Raw genomic sequence first — 19200 nt, 5'->3', positions numbered from 1 at the left:
TGTGATCATGGATAGTGCAAGATTAATAATAGAATTAGAAAACATTGTACCTTATTTGCTTAAAAATAATTTAATTCATAAAAAATCAGTTGTTGAAGACAGGGTTACAATCAAAGATGTGTCCAGAATGAATAAAAATATTCAAGTCATTCAAGGTTCAGAAAACAGCTATATTGTCAAACAACCTCAATTATCAAATAGTTATGATAACGAATTTGTAAATCGTGAAGCAAAGTTTTACAACGTGATACAAAATAAAACTAATCTATTAACTAATAAAATAATGCCTCAGTTTATCAAATATGATAAAAAAAACGCCATTTTATTATTAGAATTTATTCACAATGCAGAATCTTTTGCCACATATTATGAATCTGTAAAGAATAACAAGAAACAGATTCTATTGGCATTAGCAGATCTTATTGCTCTGTATCATAATGAGTTTAGCGATTATATCGATGATTCCTTATTTTCTTTTTTACCAGATACACTTCCAATTACATTGTTCATAGTTAGACCAAGACCCGAAATTATGACGGTCATAAGTCCAGGCAATTATCAATTGTTGAGGGCAATGCAACAAGAAACAGAGATTTATCCATACATTCAGGATATTCCCAATATTTGGAACAAATCCACCATAATTCATGGAGATATGAAACTAGATAATGTATTATTAAAAAATACTCAGGACACAGATGATTATATTCTCAGGGTAATTGATTGGGAACTTGTTTTAAAAGGAGATCCACTTTGGGATGTTGCATGCATAATAAGCAACATCATTGAACGGAATCTACATCATAGGATATATGAATCGGACAGAGATTCATTAACATATGATTCGCTAATTGAGGAAACGGGGATTACAACCAGATTATTTTGTAAAGAATACAAGAAAAATATCAAAGAAACACTAGTGTCTTCAAATTTTTTCTCAAAATTAAGCAAATTATGCATTGCCAAATTAATTCATATGGCATATGAATCTGCTTATCAATCAGATGAAATAACTATTGATGCAAAAAACATAGTTCAGTATTGCGATTATTTGGTCAAAGATAACGGTAGAAAAATTAAAAAAATGTTAGAGGATTAAGCAAAAATGACACAATCCAATCTCATTAATGAAATCTTAGATGCCATCACCATAACATCTCCCACCACATATCTTTATGATGGAATAGAATATAGTAACAATGCAGATGACTCTGGATCATATTTTGATCTTACAGATATGATTTATCATATTTTTCATTGTAGAAATTTACTTGTACATAATTCTGAAGAATACACATCCAATGAAGAACTTCTAGAAACATTTTCACAACACAATACAGGTATTGGAACATGGGATATAGGTTGGACCATCACCGGAACATATGATGGCCAATTATTGGTGGAAAAAGACGGTCTTGTGATTTGGGCAACGCCTGAGGAGTTTATGAATTTAAACGACACACAAGAAATCGGTTGTGAAGGATTGTTATTCATACAAAAAGAATACAGACTCTTGAATTCAGGATTCTACATGGCATTAAGTGACGCTACTTTTTCTTATCAGTCACCCCATGTCAAAATATATTGGAACATACAGATAGATGCAGCTGCATTATTGCTTTATGAAATAACATACAGATTAAATGAAAAAGAAATACCTTTTAGGTTTAAAATTCTAAATAATAAAAATAGTTATCCACGTTCTGACGCGGCAGTATTATATGTGGATATAGAGAATATCCCCCACATACAAAAATCATTATGTGAAATTTATAATGAAGTTAAAGAATTTTTAAATCCTTCAACGTCATTGTTTGCAAAAAGATTAGCACCAGGTATAGGATTGGCTGAAGACGTAATTGATGATGAGGGATTCGGATATAGAACAAGCAGAATTATTGCAGAATCAATGATTGAATGTTATCGTAAACAAATATCAATAAAAAGGGAGATCAGGATGGAGATAGACAAGGTTTTTAAAAAACGAGGTCTTTCATTGACATGTCCTTATCTTAATCAAGACTCTATAAATAATTACGAGCAATTAAGTGGATTTACATAAATGGTTAGAGAAAATTTCCTAAACATAGCAGAATCTATTGGCAATGAATTTTGTACAAATGCCATTTGGTACGAAGATAAATGTAATTGGATAGGAAGAATGGAGAATCCAGATGATGATTGGGAAAATTATATAAAAAACTATTCAGTGATAATTTCATATGATTCATTAGGATATAGTTTCTATGAAGGAACTTCAGGTATTGCATATTTTTTATTACAACTTTTTAAGATTACAAACAAACCGGTTTATCTCAATACCGCAAAGGGTGCAATTCGTCATGCATTGTACAAAATTTCAAAGGAAAAAGATTTGAGTTTTGGATTTTATGAAGGTATAACCGGAGTTTGGTTTGTATCTAATGAAATAAGTTTGACATCAAAAGACAGTAAACTCGCATTGCAAGGATATAAAATTCTCAAGAAAATTCAAACTTTGATTAATTCAGAACATATGTTAGACGTGATTGCTGGAAATGCAGGTGTAATTCCACCTTTATTGTCATTGTATAAGAATTTACAAGATGAGAAAATTCTAAATATTCTAAAACAATTAGGAGAAGAGATCATTAGTAGAGCAAGTGTTGAAAAAATAGGCATATCATGGGATGCTAAATGTAATGGAGCAGATAATGCACTTCATAATTTGACAGGATTTGCACATGGCGCTGCAGGAATTGGTCATAGTTTAGTTAAACTCTATACATTAACAGGTGATAAAAAATATCTCGAATCTGCAAAAAAAGCATTCGCATATGAAGATTCTCATTATATTCCCGAGCAAAAAAATTGGCCAGATTTTAGGAGAGATACTAATACCGAAGAAGACTTGTTAGATCTTACAGGTGCTATGGGATGGTGTCATGGATCTCCTGGAATTTGTATTTCCAGACTACATATTTTTGAATTACTTGAAGAGGAAAAATATGCAAATAAGGCACAAAAGGCATTAGAAGAAATAAAAAATCAAATTCAAAAAAATCAAGATGTCTTTCGAGATTATTCATTATGTCACGGACTTGGAGGAATTGGAGATATTTTTTTGTATGCTAGTAAGATATTAAAAAATAAAGAATATGAAGAATTTGCAGAATTTATTGGGAATAAAGGATTTGAAACATATCAAAAATCAAACTCATGGGAATGCGGAAACAGTGGAGGGGAATTATTAGATCTAATGACTGGAAAAGCAGGAATTGCATATTTTTATCTTCGACTGTATGACAAGAGCATTCCATCCGTTCTTGCAATGTAAAATTGAATATGTTTGGAATTCTTTAGAGACAATTACTCCATAGTTTCACCAAAGATCTAAAGTACCTTCAAAAATAATTCTAGCCACACAATACTTTAGAAAATAGTATCTAATTTTTACTTGATTTGTTGATTCAAACTAGAAAATTTGTCATTTCATGAATAGTATTGGGTCGGTATCAAACTAATTTCACAAAACTCGTCCACGGCATTTGAAAATTTAATCCCCTCACATATCGAATATAAAATTATTCCAGTAAGATAAGAGAAAATATGCTTAAACATGTTACAAATAGTTTGTGCCTAGGTAGCACAAGAGATTAAACTAGTTGAGAAAACCTTGCTTGGAACCACAAATTTTTCTAAGGAAAAAAATGAAATTAAAAATAATAAAAAGATAGACTGATTTAAGAAAACAATGTTGAACTCTTAAATTAAAAAAACTTGTTGCCTATGCTGATTTTTTGACTTTTTGGGCTGCGGGTCCTTTTTGACCTTCGCCTACTTCAAACTCGACTTTATCGCCTTCGTTGATGAATCCGTCAACGTCTGATTTATGAACAAACAGATCGTCTCCACCTTCTCTTTCGATAAAACCAAAGCCCTTAGTACGGTTAAACCACTTTACGGTGCCTTGTTCCATTTGATACTCAAGTAATTTATTCGCTATATTAACTAAGCAAAGCAAAACAATGTAACAAAACTAGAAATCTTTTGGAATGTGATTGTTATCTTTTAACCACTCAACTTGAGGAAGTGTAAATCTCCAAACAATGTCACCACGTTCTGCTTCTTTAAAATCCCAAGGAGCAATAATTACAATATCGTTATCTCGAATCCAAACTCTTCTTTTTAGTTTTCCTCTTATTCTTCCTCTTCGAGTCACATTATCAGCACATTTGACCATAACATTTTCACCACCAAGCATCTTCAATACACGCCCAAAAAGTTCACCTTCTTCAGGAAGACGAATTTCTTTTAATGCACTTTCATTTTTTACTTGGCGCTTACCCATGACCTACATTAACAATTTGAGCATATAATTGGTAGGGTTTTTGATTGGAAAAATTTGGTCATGCGCAAGAGATTTTATCCAATATGATGAAAAAAATATGTGGAATTCAAATGTATTGATGAATGCTCACAGTGTTGCATTGAGAGAGAGTATTATCCAAGTAAAGAATTTGGAAAAATTGGAGTTCTCATACTTCCTGAAGAAAAAGAAAGGATTGAAAAAATTTCAAAAGTACATCAAACCAATATCAAAATTCTTCCTAGAATTGGTGTTTCAACAGAAAAAGATTCCTTGCCAACAAAAATTTTAGCATATCAAATGATGGGGATTGAAAAAAATGGGAATACTTGTCCTTTCCTAGATACTGCTAGTGGAAACAAATCACCACATGGCGGATTTCCCTGTAAAATTTATAACGAGAGACCACTTGCATGCAGAGCCTATCCACTGATAGAATCAGAACCAATCACACTTGATGAAAAATGCAAGTTTTGTAAAGAACATGGTAATGCAGATCAGAATCTGAATTCAGAGATGGAGTCACTTTTAAAAATTAAAGAAAGGATGAATACAGATGCCCCCATCATTTGGAGATTTGCCACAGGTGTGGGAGAAGACAATGACCTAGGGATTTTAAAATCAGGTTGGATTTTAGAAGACTAAACTAATCCTAGAAATTTGATGTGCAATATAGAATCAACCAAAAATTCAAAAGGCATTAGAATTTGTAAAGGATCTAACCGAATTGATAAAAAGATGAACAGATAACAATCATGATTGAGGTTAAAAAATGAAGAAGAAATGGGTTGTCGTTTAATTTAGAAATAATAAAGACTGTAAACATATCATATATTATTGTAATAAAGAATATTCAGATTTTGTAATATCGATATCTAATTTTTTATTTTATAAGATTTTGTAGTTTTTCAAACTATGGATTAATTACAGCACGGCCAACTATTTTTCTTGCTTTTAGATCCTCCAAAGCTGTATTTGCCTCATCAAGGGTGTATCTTTTTGAAATCATAGGATTAATGATTCCTTTTCTAGCAAGATCAAGAAGTTCCACCATGTCAGCGTAATTTCCAGTATATGCACCCTGAATAACAATTGATTTTAGTGGAATTGTAACAAGAGATATTTCAAGGGATCCTCCAAATAATCCCACTAGAACAATGTTTCCTCTTTTTCGTACAACACCTAATGCAGTTCTTACAGTTTGAGGTGCATTTACAAAGTCAATAACACTGTCAGCTCCTTTACCATTACAAATAGAAATTATTTTATCAACCGGACTTCCAGTTCCACTAGATAAAGATCCTGACACACTTGTATTTACAACAAAGTCTGCACCCATCTTTTTTGCAGTGTCAAATTTTTTGTCATCATTGTCAATACAAATTATTTTGGCTTTGGTTATTGCTTTTGCAATTTGAATTGCCATCAATCCTAAACCTCCTGCACCAATGATTAGTAAAAATTCAGGTAAATTCTCGTTTGCTTTTTTGACAGCACTGTATGCGGTAAGACCAGAACAAGCAAGCGAAGTTGCAGAGTCAGAATTAACACCATCAAGTTTAGCTAAATATTTGTAATTTGGAATCAATACATAATCAGAATAACCACCATCTTGAAAAACACCCATTGATCTTGGCGTATCACAAAGATTTTCATTTCCGACTTTACATGCAGGACATTTTCCACAGCCAATCCACGGAAAAACTAGAACCTCATCACCTTGGGATATGCCAGAGACATCATCGCCTAGATCTTCAACAGTGCCAACAATCTCATGCCCTGGAGTTACAGGATATTTCACTCCTCTATCGGTGACTTTCATAAATTGTCCATCCCCAAGATCATATCCGCCTTCCCACAAGTGTAAATCACTATGACACACACCCACAGATTTTACTTTAAGCAGAACCTGACTTCCTTGAGGTTTTGGTGTCTCAGATTCAGATATTGCAAGAGGCTCATTTGGGCCTGTGATCCTAGCAGATTTCACAAAGTGGTTTTTTTTCTGAACAATATAAGAGTTGACTGGAAGTGAGAAAAAAATAGAGCCCTTAGATATTATTGAATAGGTAAGAAAATTACCATGTGAGCGAAGCACAAACTCCAAACAGTATTTCTCAGGAACCAGTAAACATCCTGTTTAGCCCATCATCAGTTGCCAAGAAAGATGTGTGGGAGATTGATCTAATCCAAATTTTAAATTTATTGATAAAAATTCTTGAAAAAACAGGTAAGAAAGATCTCAAAGTAGCAGGAATGGCAGCATTATCATCATCATTAATTTACAGAATGAAAGTTGAAAGTATTTTTGCATTACAAAAAGCTGCAATGGAGAAAAAGCCAATGCATCAAAGAACAGATGTAGATATTGAATTAATAGATATTCCATATAGACATGAATCTACTTACCCAGTTTCATTAGATGATTTGCTAGGATTACTTCAAAATCTTATTGGAACTATAGCAAATCCCCAATCAAGAAGAAATAGACAAGTGGACATTGAGCCAATTGTAGCACCAGATTTCCAAGAATATTTCATTTCACTTGAAAGCATAATAGGAAAATATGAAGATTTAGTGATGAAAAAAATTTCATTGACGGGATTTGGATTACTTCAAGACATTATTTCGGAATTAGATCAAGTCGATTCAATAAGATGCTTCTTTGCAATACTATTTCTAGCAAGAGACCAAAAAGTAGATCTTGAACAAATAGAAGACGACATCAAAATTATCTTGATAAAAGAAGAATTAACAAACTGATCAAAAATGGAGAAAAGATTTCTTTAACTAGATTTTAGAGGAAATATAGATAATTGACTAAAATTGAGAATATGAATGAGGCAACTGCAAGAATAGAGGCGGCACTTTACTCAGCAGGCAGACCACTTAGATTGGAAGATATTATCAGAGCATCAGGCACAGAATCAAGGACCAAAACACTAGAATTACTTGAGAGCATCATGAAAAAAACCAAGAATGTCTTCAAAGCACTTGAAGTAGTCATACTACCAGACGGATCATATGTAATGCAACTAAAACCAGAATACAGTTCCACTGTCAAAAGATATGCATCAAAACCAGTTCTTCCAAATGCTACACTTAAGACATTGTCATACATTGCATACATGCAACCAATCTCATCAAAGCAACTTGTAGAGACAAGAGGTTCTGGAGTATATTCTCATCTTAAAGAACTACGACAATTAGATTACATCAGCCATCAAAATGTTGGAAGATTGAAAATTTACAGCACTACAGAAAAATTCCAAAAATACTTTGGAATTCAAGGAGACGTAGAAGATCTAAAACAGCGACTATTTTCCAAAGTCAGAAAAACAGCAAGCATGAGCAGAACAAATCCTATTCAAATAGTTACAGAGACAAATTAAGAAAAAGTAATCATGGCTAATTTTTTGCGTTTTGTATAAATTAGAGTAATTCAGACAAGTTTTCGTGAGAAAATCCGTAGAGAACTTAGCAACAAGTAAAATTACTGGAGGAAGAAGGCATCCGCTAAGAATTAGAAGAAAATATGAAACTGACAGATACCCAAATGAACCAAACACTGGAGCTCAAATAACTATTACAAGAAGAGTTCGTGGAAATAATAAAAAAACAGCATTGAAATCAATTGATTTTGTTAATCTAGCAACAGGGGATGCTAAAGTAAAGAAAACAAAAATTCTCAAAGTATTAGATAATGCAACAAACAATGATTACAAAAGAAGAGGCATTATTACAAAAGGTGCAATACTTGAAACACAAGAAGGTAAATGCAAAGTTGTTTCAAAACCAGGGCAAAACGGAATAGTTAACGCAATTTTACTAAAGGAATAAAATGAAAGATTACGAACACATCGTAATCTGGTTGGATTATTTTAACAAAAATTTAAAAAAATCAAAAGGTAGACGCGTTGGATTAGAAAGATGTGTTTTTGATCCTTCGCTAAAAGAATTAATGGATGCAACAACAGCTGCAGGATTTGAGATTACAGAGTCTGATGACAAAGTAAGATTTCCAAAACGACCCTTTGTCAGGTCAGGGTATATTATTTTACCAAAAGAATCTTCAAAGACAAAAATTCTTAACAAGATTTCAGAAAAACTCGTATCAAAAAGAAGCAAGCAATCAAGATAAAATCAATTCTAGCTCTTAGCTAAAGTAAAGTTGACAGAAGTCTATGATAAGAATATCATGATTAGTACTTTTAATTGCAGGAGGTAGGCGAAATAATGCACCTAGCCGGTAGTGGCAGGGTAATCATTCAACTATCTAAAGAATTAGTTGAAGGACAAATACTCTGTGACGAGAAGGGAACTAGAGTTGCAAAAGTAAATGAAATGATTGGTCCAGTAAGTAGACCATATGCGTCAGCAACGCCATTAACAAATAGTATCAAAAAATACATTGGCAAAAGCGTTTACGCAACAGAGCAATCTCCTGCCAATAAACCAAAAAAATTTAGGAGAAGAAAATAATGAACATACTAGAAAAACAAAACTGTCCTGAATGTAAATCTACATTAGTAGATGACATGCAGAACGGTGAAATCATCTGTTCTGGTTGCGGCGTAGTAGTCGATGATCAGATATCAGATTATGGTCCAGAAACTATTAGCTCAAATTTCGAAGACAAAATGAAATTAGCACGAGCTACAGGACAAACAACTTATTCTCAACATGATTTGGGAATAACAACTGAGATTTCAATCAGTGCAAAAGACTTTAGCGGAAAAACAATCAATCGTGAAGTTGCAAATCAAATGCACAATCTCAGAAAGTGGCAACAAAGAGTAAGAGTTTCCTCACCAAAAGAGAGACGACTTGCAAATGTTTTAACAAAAATGGGAGAAACATGCGATAGTCTTAGTCTTTCAAAAAATGTTTTGGAAACTGCTTCTATGATATACAGAAACTTGGACGGACATGTTGATGTGAAGGGAAAATCAGTAGTTAGCATAACTGCTGCTACAATTTACATGGCATGCAAACAATGTGACGTAGTAAGATCACTAGAAGAAATTTGTCGCGGAATTTGTCCACCAAAAGATGTAAAATCTAAAACAAAACTTGCAGCAAGATACTACAGAACCATGGTAATGGAAATGGGACACTTAGCATCCCCAGTTGTAACCATGGACAAATACATCTCAAAGATAGCAAATATGACGCAAACTGAGGTCAGAGTTGAAAGACTAGCCTTGGAAATTGCAGAAAAAACTAAAGATAGTAGCATTGCAGACGGAAAAGCTCCAAATGGAATTGCAGCAGCATATCTGTATGTGGCATCGGTACTACTTGGACAAAACGTTCTACAAAGAGACGTTTCAAGTATTGCAGGAGTAACAGAAGTTACTATCAGAAATAGATGTAAAGAAATTCTAACATGCTACAAACTCAAAATTACTTTAAGACCATCTCTGGCCAAATATTAAACCCCCCCCCCCTCTTTTCATTTTATTATTAAAAAATCACATTAGGATTAGCTAAATTTCGTCGGTATTATATAGAGAAACAAAGGAATGTGCATTATGGCAGTTTTAGAAATTAAAGATCTACATGTATCAAGAGAAGGAAAAGAGATTCTCAAAGGCGTGAATCTAAAAACTGGACCTGGAGAAGTACATGCCATAATGGGACCAAACGGTTCTGGAAAAAGTACACTGGCCTACACATTACTTGCACATCCAAAATACGAAGTTACAAAGGGGGATATTTTGTTAGATGGCGAGAGCATTTTAGATTTAACAGCAGATGAAAGAGCAAAGAAAGGATTATTCTTAGGATTTCAGTATCCAACTGAAGTTTCAGGTGTTGGATTCTCTCACTTTCTAAGAACAGCTTACAATGCTCTTAGTAAAGCACTTGAAGGTGACGATAGAGAAGTATTCATCACAGTTAGAGAATTTCAAAAATACCTAAAAGAGAATTTAGAAAAAGTCGGATTAAAAGAAGAATTTCTATCAAGATATCTCAATGAAGGATTCTCAGGTGGAGAGAAAAAGCGTGCTGAAGTTTTGCAAATGGCAGTACTAAAACCAAAGATTTCAATTTTAGATGAGCCAGATTCAGGATTAGATATTGACGCAGTCCAAGCAGTTGCACAAGCAATCAGTAAAGTATCCGGCAAAGATGCAACAGTGATTGTAATTACTCATTATGCTAGAATTTTGAAATTCTTAGATAAACTAGATTTCGTTCATGTATTTGCTAGAGGTCAAGTGTTAAAAACAGGTGACGCATCCCTTGCAGACAAACTAGAAGCAGAGGGTTATGATTGGGTTTTAGAACAACCACAGATCAGTTAGATTTAACGGAAAATATTTTCTAGATACATTGATTTACAAAGTACACGTAGAATTTTCTAAAGAATTTTTAGAAATTATTGATGAACAAATTAACATAGGAATAAAATCAAAACCACTCAAAGGAGAGGCAAATAAGGAGATAATTAAAAAGATTGCAAAACGATTTGAAATATCTACTGCATTAGTTCAAATAAAATCAGGCCATAAATCACGAGATAAAATTATAGAGATTCGAGAATAGAGAATCTAGTTTTTGTTTAAATAGGGTTTCAAAATTGTAAAAAGCATGTCAGAAAACAATAATCAATATTTTTTCAATTTTTCATTTTTCAAAGTAGATCCTAAATGGAGATGGATGGCAGATTTGGCAAAAGAAGAATCTGCAAAAGAGGTTGAAAATGTAATTAATAACTCAGGAATAATGTTCAGGTCATATTCAAATTTAGGATTAAGAGACGATGCAGACTTTTTGTTTTGGTTTGCAGCAAAAACAGTAGAAGAAATTCAAATAGTAATTGAGAAAATTTACAAAACAGTTTTTGGAAAATACATTCTTCCTTCTAGGACATATTTGTCATGTACAAGACCATCAATTTATGTCCAAGAACAAAAAGCCCATGGATTTGTAACAGGAAATGAACCAAAAAAACATGTAATTGTTTACCCATTTACTAAAACTAGAGAATGGTATCTACTCCCAAAAGAAAAACGTCAAGAAATAATGGATGAGCATATCGAGGTAAGCAAGAAATACCCTCAAGTGATTCTCAATACAACATACTCTTTTGGAATACACGATGAGGACTTTATGTTAGCCTTTGAAGTTGACAATATCAGAGATTTTCAAGATCTCATAATGGATTTAAGGGAAACACAAGTTTCAACATATGTGAAAAACGATATTCCAATGATTGTATGTGTCAAAAAAGATATCGTTCCATTGATTTCAAGTTTGGGATAATTATTCAAAATTTAGTTTCGAATACAGGCCAATTTTACCTCAAAAACCAAAATATCATGTTTGCAAATCTTGGATAAACATAAATGATGAAATTGTAAATGAGGAAATAGTTTTGAAATACATGATACAAACTCAACTTAAGGAGATAAAAAATTGAATTACAATAAACTAGGAAAAACAGACATCAAAGTATCTGAACTCGGATTTGGCGCATGGTCTATCGCACTTGATTGGTGGGGCAAAAAAATTGAAGAAGATGAAGCGAAAAGAATGCTCAAAAAAGCATATGATTTAGGAATTAACTTTTTTGAAACAGGAGATATGTATGGTAAAGGAAAAAGTGAAAGACTAATCGGCGAAGTTTTCAAAGACATGAGAGATGAAATTGTAATATCTACTAAATACGGGTATGATTTTTCAGAAGTAGAGCAAATTGGACACAGTGAACTCCCACAAAGATTTGATGAAGATTTCACTAGAAAAGCATTGAGAGATAGCTTAGAGAGATTACAAACAGATCATCTAGACATGTATGGGCTACACAATCCAAAATTAAAACACATTAGAGATGATTCCATTTTTAATGTCTTAGACAGTTTCATAGAAGATGAATTGATTAAGACATATCAAGTTGCACTAGGTCCTGCAATTGGCTGGACACAGGAAGGTCTAGAAGCAATGGAGAGACCAAATGTTAGTGCAGTTCAAACAGTTTACAATATTTTAGAGCAAACACCTGGAAATGAATTGATGAGAAAAGCAGAAGAGAAAAATGTTGGAATTCTAGTAAGAGTTCCAGAGGCATCAGGAATTTTAACGGGCAAAGTAAATGCAGAGACCAAAATTGATGAGAAAGATCACAGATCAGTTAGAAAAGGTGAATGGATTAAAGCATCGTTAGAGAAAGTTGAACTGTTAAGACCAATTGCAGAAAGAAATGAACTAACAATTACAGAATTGGCAATGAAATTTATCATGACAAAGAAAGGATTTGCATCAGTATTCCCCACTGTTGTTAGTGAAGAAGAGATTGTAAATTATGTAGAGATGGCTAAGGTAGGATACATTCCAGCATCAGATATGAAAGAGATTGAAGAATTGTATAACACATGGCCTTCCTATGAATTAAAGGCAACACCTCAGGCAAATTAATCAACAGATGGACATTCCAATAGATTCAGAAAAAACTTTAGAAGTTATAGAAAGAATGAAGCTTGCCAAGATTGGTAAATATAAAAAATGGAAGGCAATAATTAAAAAAATCAAAAATAAAGAGCCATTAAATCCTGGAGAATTAGAATATTATTCAAACCTGACTAGAATTTACAAAGATTCAGGCATAACGAGTAGGAGTAAAGTATACCATACAAAACTCTCAGAACTGGATGAAAGACCAACATGTAATTTATGTGGAGAGGATTCAGAATTTTATTGCAATATGAACGACCAATATTTTTGTACAGTTCATGTCGTTGGACATGATGAAAATGAGTTTTAGGAAGCTGGAACTTTTTCTTCCAAACTAAAGGAGTTCTCTACAAAATATTCAACTCGTGTTTTTTTAAATTCACGAGAACTGAAGAGTATTTTATAATCATCAACATGTATTTGATCTTGGATTGTTTTTGCCATTTCATTTGCCTCATCATGGGTTTTGCAATGTATCATTGAAAACACGTTGTATGGCCAGTCAGGATATGTAGGACGTTCATAGCAATGACTCACCTGAGGAAACGATCCCAGAGTTTCTCCAACTTTTGAAATTCTATCTTCAGGCACTTTCCAAACAATCATACCATTTGCAGTAAATCCAACTTGTCTATGTCTCAAGATGGCTGCAAATCTTCTCATCACACCAATTTCTTCATAGTATTTCATTTTTTCAAACAATTCTTCTTCAGTTATTCCAAGATTCTTGGCAGTCTTTACAAAAGGCTCATCAATTATTTCCATATCTTTTTGTAATTCACGGATAAAATTTTTGTCTTCTTCGTTAGGATCAAATTTAATATTTTTAATTTCTTTTTTCTCTTCTGTTGGTGCAATTTCATGTTTTTTATCATCTACCATGTCAAGCTTTACACCAATCTTGAACAATTGTAAAGTTGGAAGCATTCTTACTTTTTTAATTCCTGGAAGAACATTGAATTTATCAAGTTCATCTTTTAAATCAGTACCTGGAGGAACAGCCAATGTGAACCAGAGATTAAATTGATGATCTCGCTCATAATTATGACTAACACCAGGATGATGATTGATTTGACTAGCAACATATTCTAGTTTACCATCTTCAATTTCCATTGCAACTAATGAACTAGTATAACCAAGTTTTCTAGTATCAAAAATTGCGCTGAGCTGTCTCAAAACACCAATCTCTTTTAGATGATTAAGGCGTTCTTTGATGAATTCGGGCGTAGTGTTGAATTTTTTAGCAATAGCATCAAAAGGTCTTGTAACGAGTGGAAAAGTCCATTGAATTTCATTTAGGAGTTCTTTATCAGATTCATCCATTGAAGTCATCAAGTCAGTATCTTGGTCATTCAATTAAAAATGTAGCTAGAAATTTACTCGTTGATTTTTAATACATAAATAGAAACTCCAGCCCCTTTGATCGATGATAGTTAATCTTAATCTTCAAAATAAGACAGTGATAGTCATAGGAGGGGGAAATGAGGCAGAAAAAAGAATCAATTCTCTATTAAAGCAAAATTGTGAGATTCTAGTAATCAGTGCTTCAGTAAATCCCCAAATTAACAAATTATACAAATCCAACAAAATCAAATTAAAAAAACAAAAAATTCAAGATATAAAATTTATTTCAAAATTCAAACCACATATGATCATTACAACAACAAATGACAAAAAGATGAATCAGAAAATAATCAATGCCGCTAAAAGAAAAAAAATTATTGCATATAGTTCAGATAATCCTGAAGATAGTGGTTTTTCAAATCCATCAATTATTGATTTTGACAATATGATTCAGATTGCAATATTTACAGGCGGTCAAAGCCCAGCAATGTCAAAGAAAATAAAAGAAAAATTAGAAAAAGCACTCAAGAAAATAATTTCAAAAGAGGACATTGCTCAGATTAGAATTCAGAAGATCGCAAGAAAATTTGCAAAGGAATTCATCCCCTCTAACACTCAGAGAGGAGAATGTCTGCGTAAAATCATGAGTGATAATGAGATTGATCAGTTAATAAAAGACGGTCATGTAAAAAAAGCTGAAAAGCGAGCAATTACAATATTGAGGAATTGGAAATGAATCAAAACATCATCAATGCACGTGTTACTTTTCGTAACTCACCAATTCACATTCTTGAACAATTTACAATAAAAAATATGGAAAGTGCATATGAACAATTCAAAAAACATTCAGGATTAGATGAATGTGTAATTATTCAAACATGTAATAGAATAGAATTATTTGGAAAATCAAAGACGTATGATATAGGTAAAATTAAGAAAACATGGGCATCAATTACTGGTCTTGAAGAAGAAGCATTTGATGAAAATATAGAGTGTGTGGAAAACAAAGAAGCACTTCATCATTTGTTGAAACTAACATCGGGATTAGATTCAATGGTGTTAGGTGAAGAACAAATTCTGGGTCAAATAAAAAACTCTATCACTTCTGCCAGAGAAGTTAAAGCATCAGGACAACATCTCAACAAATTATTTGACAAGGCAATTCGAATAGGTGCAAGGATTAGAAACACTAGTGGTATTGGTGCTGGAGGAATATCAGTAGGTTCTATGGCAGTAAAGCTTGCAGAAGAGAATATCGATGAATTAAAAACAAAGAAAATGTTGTTAATTGGAACAGGCGAAGTGTCAACTCTTGTTGCAAAATCATTACAAAGAAGAGGATATGCATTTGATGTCACAAGCAGAACACTTGGAAGATCAGAGGCGTTTTGTGAAACAATGGGAGGAAATCCAATTAAATTTGAACAAGTTCTATCGGGATTTGATAATTATGATGTAATATTTGTAGCAACAACAGCACCATATTTTCTTGTAACAAATGAAAGAATAGCTAATGCAATGAAAAACAAAAAAGGTGGAATGATGATCTTAGATTTATCAAATCCAAGGACAGTTGATGAAAAAGTTGCAACTGTAGGAGGCGTTAAACTGATGAATCTAGATCAAATTGCAGAAATGGTTGAAAAAAATATGAATGCACGATTAAACAAAGTAAAGACCGTTGAAAATATAATTAATGAGGAAGTTTGTGTATTAGAAGCCTCAATGAAAAGATTAGATGCAGAACCACTTGTTAAAGACGTATTCAAAAACATAGAGAACCTAAGAGAAAAGGAATTGCAGAAAGCACTTCAAATGCTTGATGAAAAAGATGAGGAAAAAATCAAGATTATCGAAGAACTAACAAAAGCCGTTGTAGAAAGCATCGTATCAACACCCATGAACAATATCAGAAAAGCCTCTGAGCAAGGAAAGCCAGGCATTTTAGAATTGGCAAGCAAGTTATTTGACTATAAAAAACAAGACCAGGCAGACTAGGATTATATTTTACCCAAAAAGAATTTCAATATGTCATTTCCTGCAAGACGTCTCCGTAGACTAAGAACGACTGAAAAAATGAGAGAGTTGATTCAGCAGATCACTCTATCTCCAAGGGATTTCATTTGTCCAGTATTTGTTCAAGAAGATCTAAAGACTAGAGTCAAAGTAGAATCGATGTCAGAAATTGAAAGGCTCCCATTAGAAAACGTAAATGACGAGGTAGGAACAATTAGTGAGTTAGGAATTCCTGCAATCATGCTTTTTGGAATTCCAACCCAGAAAGATGAAGCTGGAACTTCGGCATTTGATGACAACGGAATAGTTCAAAAGACAATATCTCAAATCAGGGAAAATTTTGGGGATAAAATTGTAATAATGGCAGATGTGTGTTTATGCCAATTTACATCTACAGGCCATTGTGGAATAATTCAAGGTGATAAAATCGATAATGATACCAGTTTGGACACTCTTGCAAAGATTGCAGTTAGTCAAGCAAAAGCTGGGGTAGATACAGTATCACCATCAGCAATGATGGACGGTCAAGTTGCTGCAATAAGAAAAGCACTTGATGATGAAGGATTTACAGATGTGTCAATAATGTCACATTCAGCTAAACACAGATCAAACTTTTATTCACCATTTAGAGATGCAGCAGAATGTGCACCAAAATTTGGTGACAGAAAAACATACCAAGTGCCATACACAAATGCAAGAGAAGCCATGATGGAAGTAGAAACAGACATCAATGAAGGGGTAGACATTGTAATGATAAAACCTGCATTATCTTATTTGGATTTAATTGCTGAGACTCGAAGAAAATTCAACATCCCAGTTTCTGCATACAGCGTATCTGGAGAATATGCATTAGTAAAAGCTGCATCACAATTAGGATATGTAAATGAAAAAGACATCACAGAGGAAATTTTATACTCGATTAAAAGAGCAGGTGCAGACATGATAGTAACATATTTTGCAAAATCTGCCTCTAAATTTCTTCAAGAATCATGAGAAACGACGAACGATTTGAAATTCAAAGAGCATTTGATTTATTGCCACATGTGGTAGGCTCAAGCTGGGCAGTGGTATGGTTTAGAATGAAAGGAATCAAAAAACCCACAAGGGAAGAATACCGAGAGAAAACATTAGAATTTTTAAAGAAAATGGAACCAGTCTTTGACTCTTATCCAAAAGAAGCGGAATTTTTAGATATTATGAAATACATTGAATTTAGAAAAAATGAAGAATATGAGAAGATAAAATCAGGAGAAAACAAAGAGGTCGAAACTCGATATAATAGATATGTGGATTATGGCTAAATCTCATGTTTTAGTTGTTTTAAAAATTCCTTCAAGATTTTAGTTCTTTTCTTTGCCTCTTCTTTTCCAGATTTTGTATTCATCATAGACTCTAGTTTCAATAATTTTTTGAAAAAATGATCAACTGCCCATATTTTATCATCAGGAATTCTTTTTTTGCAAAAAGGATCATCCATGTTATAAAATTGACGCTTGAGTAAACCACTCGTAGCAAAAACTCGAGCAATTCCAATTGCACCTAACGCATCCAACCTATCTGCATCTTGAAGAATTTTTCCTTCAATAGTAGTTGGAATTTTATTTTGTGAAAAACTATGATCACGAATAGCATCAGAGATGAGGGATATTTCCTCAGTTGAGAAACCATATTGTTGTAAAATACTTTGTGATTTTTTTGCACTTTCAATTGAAGACATTTTAGAGCGTTTGTCAGATTTTGGATGCGATATTAAATCATGTAATAATGCAGCACACAAAACAAATTTTTCATTTACTTTTTCTTTTTTACAGATTTTTTGAGCATTTTTGTAAACTCTCATAATATGATCAAAATCATGAGCAGGATCATTTTCGATTCTTTTTTTTATTTCTTCTTTAATCGAATCAAGTATTCTCATTTAGATTCTCCATATTTTTGGTTTAACAAACTTTAATTTTTTCTGAGTTATTAAAACAGTCCAATTAATAGATGCAAAAAGAATGATAGCACCTATCCCAGCGCCATCAATAAGCAAAATTCCAGTGAGGCGATCTTCAAAGATTTCAAAAAATGGCCTCAAAACTGTATCACCAAAATAAATCATCATTACATAAGAAATGGTTCTACCAAACCAAAATCCCACATAGATACTTAGACTCTTGGCACGCATTAATCCATAGGCAATAAACAGCATATTGCTTGGGAGGGGAGTAGCTCCAAACAGAAAAGATGCAATTACGTATCCATATTTTTTTTGATTTAGATATTCTCCAATAATGTCTAGATTTGATTTCTGTTCTTCTCCAACAAATTTTCTAAATAATCCACTAATTTTTTTGAGAAATAATCTTCCAAGAGTAGCACCTGTAGCGCCAACCATAGCAAGTAGGACAATATTCAAGCTAGGATCAAGAAGATAAAAAGATGTCAAGATAATCCAGCTGGGAGGCATCAGTATTGGCGCAGTATTTACGCCAATCAAAACTAGAAAAATTCCCAAATACGAAAATTCGCTAAAAATTTCAAAAATATCCAATTTCTCTCAAAAATTCTGTCTCTTTTTTTATTTCTAAACCCTTGGATCATCGTTTAGTCATAAAAAAATTTTATTATGATCTAAAAAATTAAAAGAATTACAAGATTTTTACAACAATGAACATGTTTTGTAACAAATTGGATCAATCATGCAATATCTTTATAAGTAATTTGTGACTACACTGAACATGTCAGAGATAGTTTGGAAATGTTTTAGATGCAATCTATCTTTCAAGGATGAAGAATTGGCTGAAATGCATAAAAAAATATCAAGGCATTCAACAACCAAAGTAAAAGCAATTGTTGCTTAATTTTTCAATAATTCAGCATATTCAAGTTATAATAAAATGCAGAGGGTGGGATTTGAACCCACGAACTCCTGAGAGAAGGGATTTCCTATTATGAAGATCTTGAGTCCCTCTCGGTTGACCGGGCTTCGATACCTCTGCAATGAGAATGTGTATGGACCAATATTTCTCAATTACTATTATGAAAAA

Annotated in this window: 26 protein-coding genes and 1 tRNA gene; 20 read left to right on the top strand and 7 right to left on the bottom strand. The window is 32.9% G+C overall.

Going from position 1 to position 19200, the window contains the following annotated elements:
- The first annotated feature begins 7 nt into the window (after window positions 1–7).
- The 3 genes from C5F50_RS03880 to C5F50_RS03870 are packed head-to-tail and all read left to right on the top strand — an operon-like array spanning window position 8 to window position 3316.
- Complete coding sequence (locus C5F50_RS03880) at window positions 8–1099, top strand: phosphotransferase family protein (RefSeq protein WP_179372374.1); 1092 nt, start codon at window positions 8–10, stop codon at window positions 1097–1099.
- A 6-nt stretch (window positions 1100–1105) separates the two neighbouring features.
- Window positions 1106–2062, top strand: a complete 957-nt coding sequence (locus C5F50_RS03875; protein ID WP_179372373.1) for a T3SS effector HopA1 family protein — start codon at window positions 1106–1108, stop codon at window positions 2060–2062.
- Window positions 2063–3316, top strand: a complete 1254-nt coding sequence (locus C5F50_RS03870; RefSeq protein WP_179372372.1) for a lanthionine synthetase LanC family protein — start codon at window positions 2063–2065, stop codon at window positions 3314–3316.
- Window positions 3317–3766: 450 nt separating this feature from the next.
- Here the strand turns inward: C5F50_RS03870 and C5F50_RS03865 are convergent, their stop codons facing one another.
- Entirely contained in the window at window positions 3767–3958 is a 192-nt protein-coding gene (locus C5F50_RS03865) for a cold-shock protein (protein WP_048117026.1), read from the bottom strand.
- A gap of 60 nt (window positions 3959–4018) precedes the next feature.
- A complete protein-coding gene (locus C5F50_RS03860) occupies window positions 4019–4330 on the bottom strand; it encodes a translation initiation factor eIF-1A (RefSeq protein ID WP_179372371.1) in 312 nt (103 codons plus the stop codon).
- A gap of 99 nt (window positions 4331–4429) precedes the next feature.
- On the opposite strand from C5F50_RS03860, the gene C5F50_RS03855 reads away from it, so the two are divergent.
- A complete protein-coding gene (locus tag C5F50_RS03855) occupies window positions 4430–4993 on the top strand; it encodes a YkgJ family cysteine cluster protein (protein WP_179372370.1) in 564 nt (187 codons plus the stop codon).
- Between the two features lie 268 nt (window positions 4994–5261).
- Here the strand turns inward: C5F50_RS03855 and C5F50_RS03850 are convergent, their stop codons facing one another.
- A complete protein-coding gene (locus C5F50_RS03850) occupies window positions 5262–6338 on the bottom strand; it encodes an alcohol dehydrogenase (RefSeq protein ID WP_179372369.1) in 1077 nt (358 codons plus the stop codon).
- A 95-nt stretch (window positions 6339–6433) separates the two neighbouring features.
- Between C5F50_RS03850 and C5F50_RS03845 the strand changes: the two genes are divergently transcribed.
- From C5F50_RS03845 to C5F50_RS03795, 11 genes are all read left to right on the top strand, one after another.
- On the top strand, window positions 6434–7111 hold the full coding sequence (locus C5F50_RS03845) for a chromosome segregation protein ScpA (protein WP_179372368.1): 678 nt from the start codon (window positions 6434–6436) through the stop codon (window positions 7109–7111).
- 53 nt (window positions 7112–7164) lie between these two features.
- The gene (gene scpB, locus C5F50_RS03840) at window positions 7165–7740 is read left to right on the top strand and encodes an SMC-Scp complex subunit ScpB (protein ID WP_179372367.1); all 576 of its coding nucleotides are present in this window, start codon (window positions 7165–7167) and stop codon (window positions 7738–7740) included.
- 64 nt (window positions 7741–7804) lie between these two features.
- Window positions 7805–8188 (top strand): 30S ribosomal protein S8e, encoded by a 384-nt coding sequence (locus C5F50_RS03835; protein WP_179372366.1) that lies wholly within the window; start codon window positions 7805–7807, stop codon window positions 8186–8188.
- A 1-nt stretch (window position 8189) separates the two neighbouring features.
- Window positions 8190–8489 (top strand): signal recognition particle subunit SRP19/SEC65 family protein, encoded by a 300-nt coding sequence (locus C5F50_RS03830; RefSeq protein WP_179372365.1) that lies wholly within the window; start codon window positions 8190–8192, stop codon window positions 8487–8489.
- A 74-nt stretch (window positions 8490–8563) separates the two neighbouring features.
- A complete protein-coding gene (locus C5F50_RS03825; protein ID WP_179372364.1) occupies window positions 8564–8830 on the top strand; it encodes an H/ACA ribonucleoprotein complex subunit GAR1 in 267 nt (88 codons plus the stop codon).
- Window positions 8830–9786, top strand: a complete 957-nt coding sequence (locus C5F50_RS03820; protein WP_179372363.1) for a transcription initiation factor IIB — start codon at window positions 8830–8832, stop codon at window positions 9784–9786. The genes C5F50_RS03825 and C5F50_RS03820 overlap by 1 nt, the downstream gene beginning before the upstream one ends.
- Before the next feature lie 96 nt (window positions 9787–9882).
- The gene (gene sufC / locus C5F50_RS03815) at window positions 9883–10659 is read left to right on the top strand and encodes a Fe-S cluster assembly ATPase SufC (RefSeq protein WP_179372362.1); all 777 of its coding nucleotides are present in this window, start codon (window positions 9883–9885) and stop codon (window positions 10657–10659) included.
- 28 nt (window positions 10660–10687) lie between these two features.
- Window positions 10688–10900, top strand: a complete 213-nt coding sequence (locus C5F50_RS03810) for a DUF167 domain-containing protein (protein WP_179372361.1) — start codon at window positions 10688–10690, stop codon at window positions 10898–10900.
- A 45-nt stretch (window positions 10901–10945) separates the two neighbouring features.
- A complete protein-coding gene (locus C5F50_RS03805) occupies window positions 10946–11620 on the top strand; it encodes a chlorite dismutase family protein (RefSeq protein WP_179372360.1) in 675 nt (224 codons plus the stop codon).
- Window positions 11621–11773: 153 nt separating this feature from the next.
- Window positions 11774–12772 (top strand): aldo/keto reductase, encoded by a 999-nt coding sequence (locus C5F50_RS03800; RefSeq protein WP_179372359.1) that lies wholly within the window; start codon window positions 11774–11776, stop codon window positions 12770–12772.
- Window positions 12773–12779: 7 nt separating this feature from the next.
- Window positions 12780–13118, top strand: coding sequence for a hypothetical protein (locus C5F50_RS03795; RefSeq protein ID WP_179372358.1), 339 nt, complete (start codon window positions 12780–12782; stop codon window positions 13116–13118).
- Here the strand turns inward: C5F50_RS03795 and ahbA are convergent.
- Window positions 13115–14131 (bottom strand): siroheme decarboxylase subunit alpha, encoded by a 1017-nt coding sequence (gene ahbA / locus C5F50_RS03790; protein ID WP_179372901.1) that lies wholly within the window; start codon window positions 14129–14131, stop codon window positions 13115–13117. The genes C5F50_RS03795 and ahbA overlap by 4 nt on opposite strands.
- Window positions 14132–14234: 103 nt before the next feature.
- Here ahbA and C5F50_RS03785 point away from each other — a divergent pair, with 103 nt between their 5' ends.
- From C5F50_RS03785 to C5F50_RS03770, 4 genes are read left to right on the top strand one after another with little or no spacing between them, the layout of a single operon-like run.
- On the top strand, window positions 14235–14888 hold the full coding sequence (locus tag C5F50_RS03785; protein ID WP_179372357.1) for a precorrin-2 dehydrogenase/sirohydrochlorin ferrochelatase family protein: 654 nt from the start codon (window positions 14235–14237) through the stop codon (window positions 14886–14888).
- The gene (hemA, locus tag C5F50_RS03780) at window positions 14885–16150 is read left to right on the top strand and encodes a glutamyl-tRNA reductase (protein WP_179372356.1); all 1266 of its coding nucleotides are present in this window, start codon (window positions 14885–14887) and stop codon (window positions 16148–16150) included. Before C5F50_RS03785 ends, hemA begins: the two co-directional genes overlap by 4 nt.
- A 30-nt stretch (window positions 16151–16180) precedes the next feature.
- Complete coding sequence (gene hemB, locus C5F50_RS03775; protein WP_179372355.1) at window positions 16181–17161, top strand: porphobilinogen synthase; 981 nt, start codon at window positions 16181–16183, stop codon at window positions 17159–17161.
- Window positions 17158–17469 (top strand): hypothetical protein, encoded by a 312-nt coding sequence (locus tag C5F50_RS03770; RefSeq protein ID WP_179372354.1) that lies wholly within the window; start codon window positions 17158–17160, stop codon window positions 17467–17469. Before hemB ends, C5F50_RS03770 begins: the two co-directional genes overlap by 4 nt.
- Here C5F50_RS03770 and C5F50_RS03765 read toward each other — a convergent pair.
- Window positions 17466–18086 carry an HD domain-containing protein gene (locus C5F50_RS03765; RefSeq protein ID WP_179372353.1) on the bottom strand — a complete coding sequence of 207 codons (621 nt, stop codon included), beginning with the start codon at window positions 18084–18086 and terminating at the stop codon, window positions 17466–17468. The two genes, C5F50_RS03770 and C5F50_RS03765, sit on opposite strands and share 4 nt — an antisense overlap.
- Complete coding sequence (locus tag C5F50_RS03760) at window positions 18087–18704, bottom strand: hypothetical protein (RefSeq protein WP_179372352.1); 618 nt, start codon at window positions 18702–18704, stop codon at window positions 18087–18089.
- A 187-nt stretch (window positions 18705–18891) separates the two neighbouring features.
- Here C5F50_RS03760 and C5F50_RS13185 point away from each other — a divergent pair, with 187 nt between their 5' ends.
- Window positions 18892–19014 (top strand): hypothetical protein, encoded by a 123-nt coding sequence (locus C5F50_RS13185; RefSeq protein WP_280924469.1) that lies wholly within the window; start codon window positions 18892–18894, stop codon window positions 19012–19014.
- Window positions 19015–19051: 37 nt separating this feature from the next.
- Here the strand turns inward: C5F50_RS13185 and C5F50_RS03755 are convergent.
- A tRNA-Leu gene (locus C5F50_RS03755) sits at window positions 19052–19152 on the bottom strand.
- Between the last annotated feature and the right edge of the window lie 48 nt (window positions 19153–19200).

Origin of the sequence: Nitrosopumilus ureiphilus, assembly GCF_013407185.1 — an archaeon.
In the GTDB taxonomy this organism is placed as follows: domain Archaea; phylum Thermoproteota; class Nitrososphaeria; order Nitrososphaerales; family Nitrosopumilaceae; genus Nitrosopumilus; species Nitrosopumilus ureiphilus.
Note: the sequence above shows the minus strand (reverse complement) of the source record. Positions and strands in the feature narration are given on the sequence as shown.

Excerpts from the sequence above, each read along its gene's own strand:
- C5F50_RS03880 (WP_179372374.1), top strand. The coding sequence starts at position 8 with ATGGATAGTGCAAGATTAATAATAGAATTAGAAAACATTGTACCTTAT.
- C5F50_RS03875 (WP_179372373.1), top strand. The coding sequence starts at position 1,106 with ATGACACAATCCAATCTCATTAATGAAATCTTAGATGCCATCACCATA.
- C5F50_RS03870 (WP_179372372.1), top strand. The coding sequence starts at position 2,063 with ATGGTTAGAGAAAATTTCCTAAACATAGCAGAATCTATTGGCAATGAA.
- C5F50_RS03865 (WP_048117026.1), bottom strand. The coding sequence starts at position 3,958 with ATGGAACAAGGCACCGTAAAGTGGTTTAACCGTACTAAGGGCTTTGGT.
- C5F50_RS03860 (WP_179372371.1), bottom strand. The coding sequence starts at position 4,330 with ATGGGTAAGCGCCAAGTAAAAAATGAAAGTGCATTAAAAGAAATTCGT.
- C5F50_RS03830 (WP_179372365.1), top strand. The coding sequence starts at position 8,190 with ATGAAAGATTACGAACACATCGTAATCTGGTTGGATTATTTTAACAAA.
- C5F50_RS03820 (WP_179372363.1), top strand. The coding sequence starts at position 8,830 with ATGAACATACTAGAAAAACAAAACTGTCCTGAATGTAAATCTACATTA.
- sufC (WP_179372362.1), top strand. The coding sequence starts at position 9,883 with ATGGCAGTTTTAGAAATTAAAGATCTACATGTATCAAGAGAAGGAAAA.
- C5F50_RS03805 (WP_179372360.1), top strand. The coding sequence starts at position 10,946 with ATGTCAGAAAACAATAATCAATATTTTTTCAATTTTTCATTTTTCAAA.
- C5F50_RS03795 (WP_179372358.1), top strand. The coding sequence starts at position 12,780 with ATGGACATTCCAATAGATTCAGAAAAAACTTTAGAAGTTATAGAAAGA.
- ahbA (WP_179372901.1), bottom strand. The coding sequence starts at position 14,131 with ATGGATGAATCTGATAAAGAACTCCTAAATGAAATTCAATGGACTTTT.
- C5F50_RS03785 (WP_179372357.1), top strand. The coding sequence starts at position 14,235 with ATGATAGTTAATCTTAATCTTCAAAATAAGACAGTGATAGTCATAGGA.
- hemA (WP_179372356.1), top strand. The coding sequence starts at position 14,885 with ATGAATCAAAACATCATCAATGCACGTGTTACTTTTCGTAACTCACCA.
- hemB (WP_179372355.1), top strand. The coding sequence starts at position 16,181 with ATGTCATTTCCTGCAAGACGTCTCCGTAGACTAAGAACGACTGAAAAA.
- C5F50_RS03770 (WP_179372354.1), top strand. The coding sequence starts at position 17,158 with ATGAGAAACGACGAACGATTTGAAATTCAAAGAGCATTTGATTTATTG.
- C5F50_RS03765 (WP_179372353.1), bottom strand. The coding sequence starts at position 18,086 with ATGAGAATACTTGATTCGATTAAAGAAGAAATAAAAAAAAGAATCGAA.
- C5F50_RS13185 (WP_280924469.1), top strand. The coding sequence starts at position 18,892 with ATGTCAGAGATAGTTTGGAAATGTTTTAGATGCAATCTATCTTTCAAG.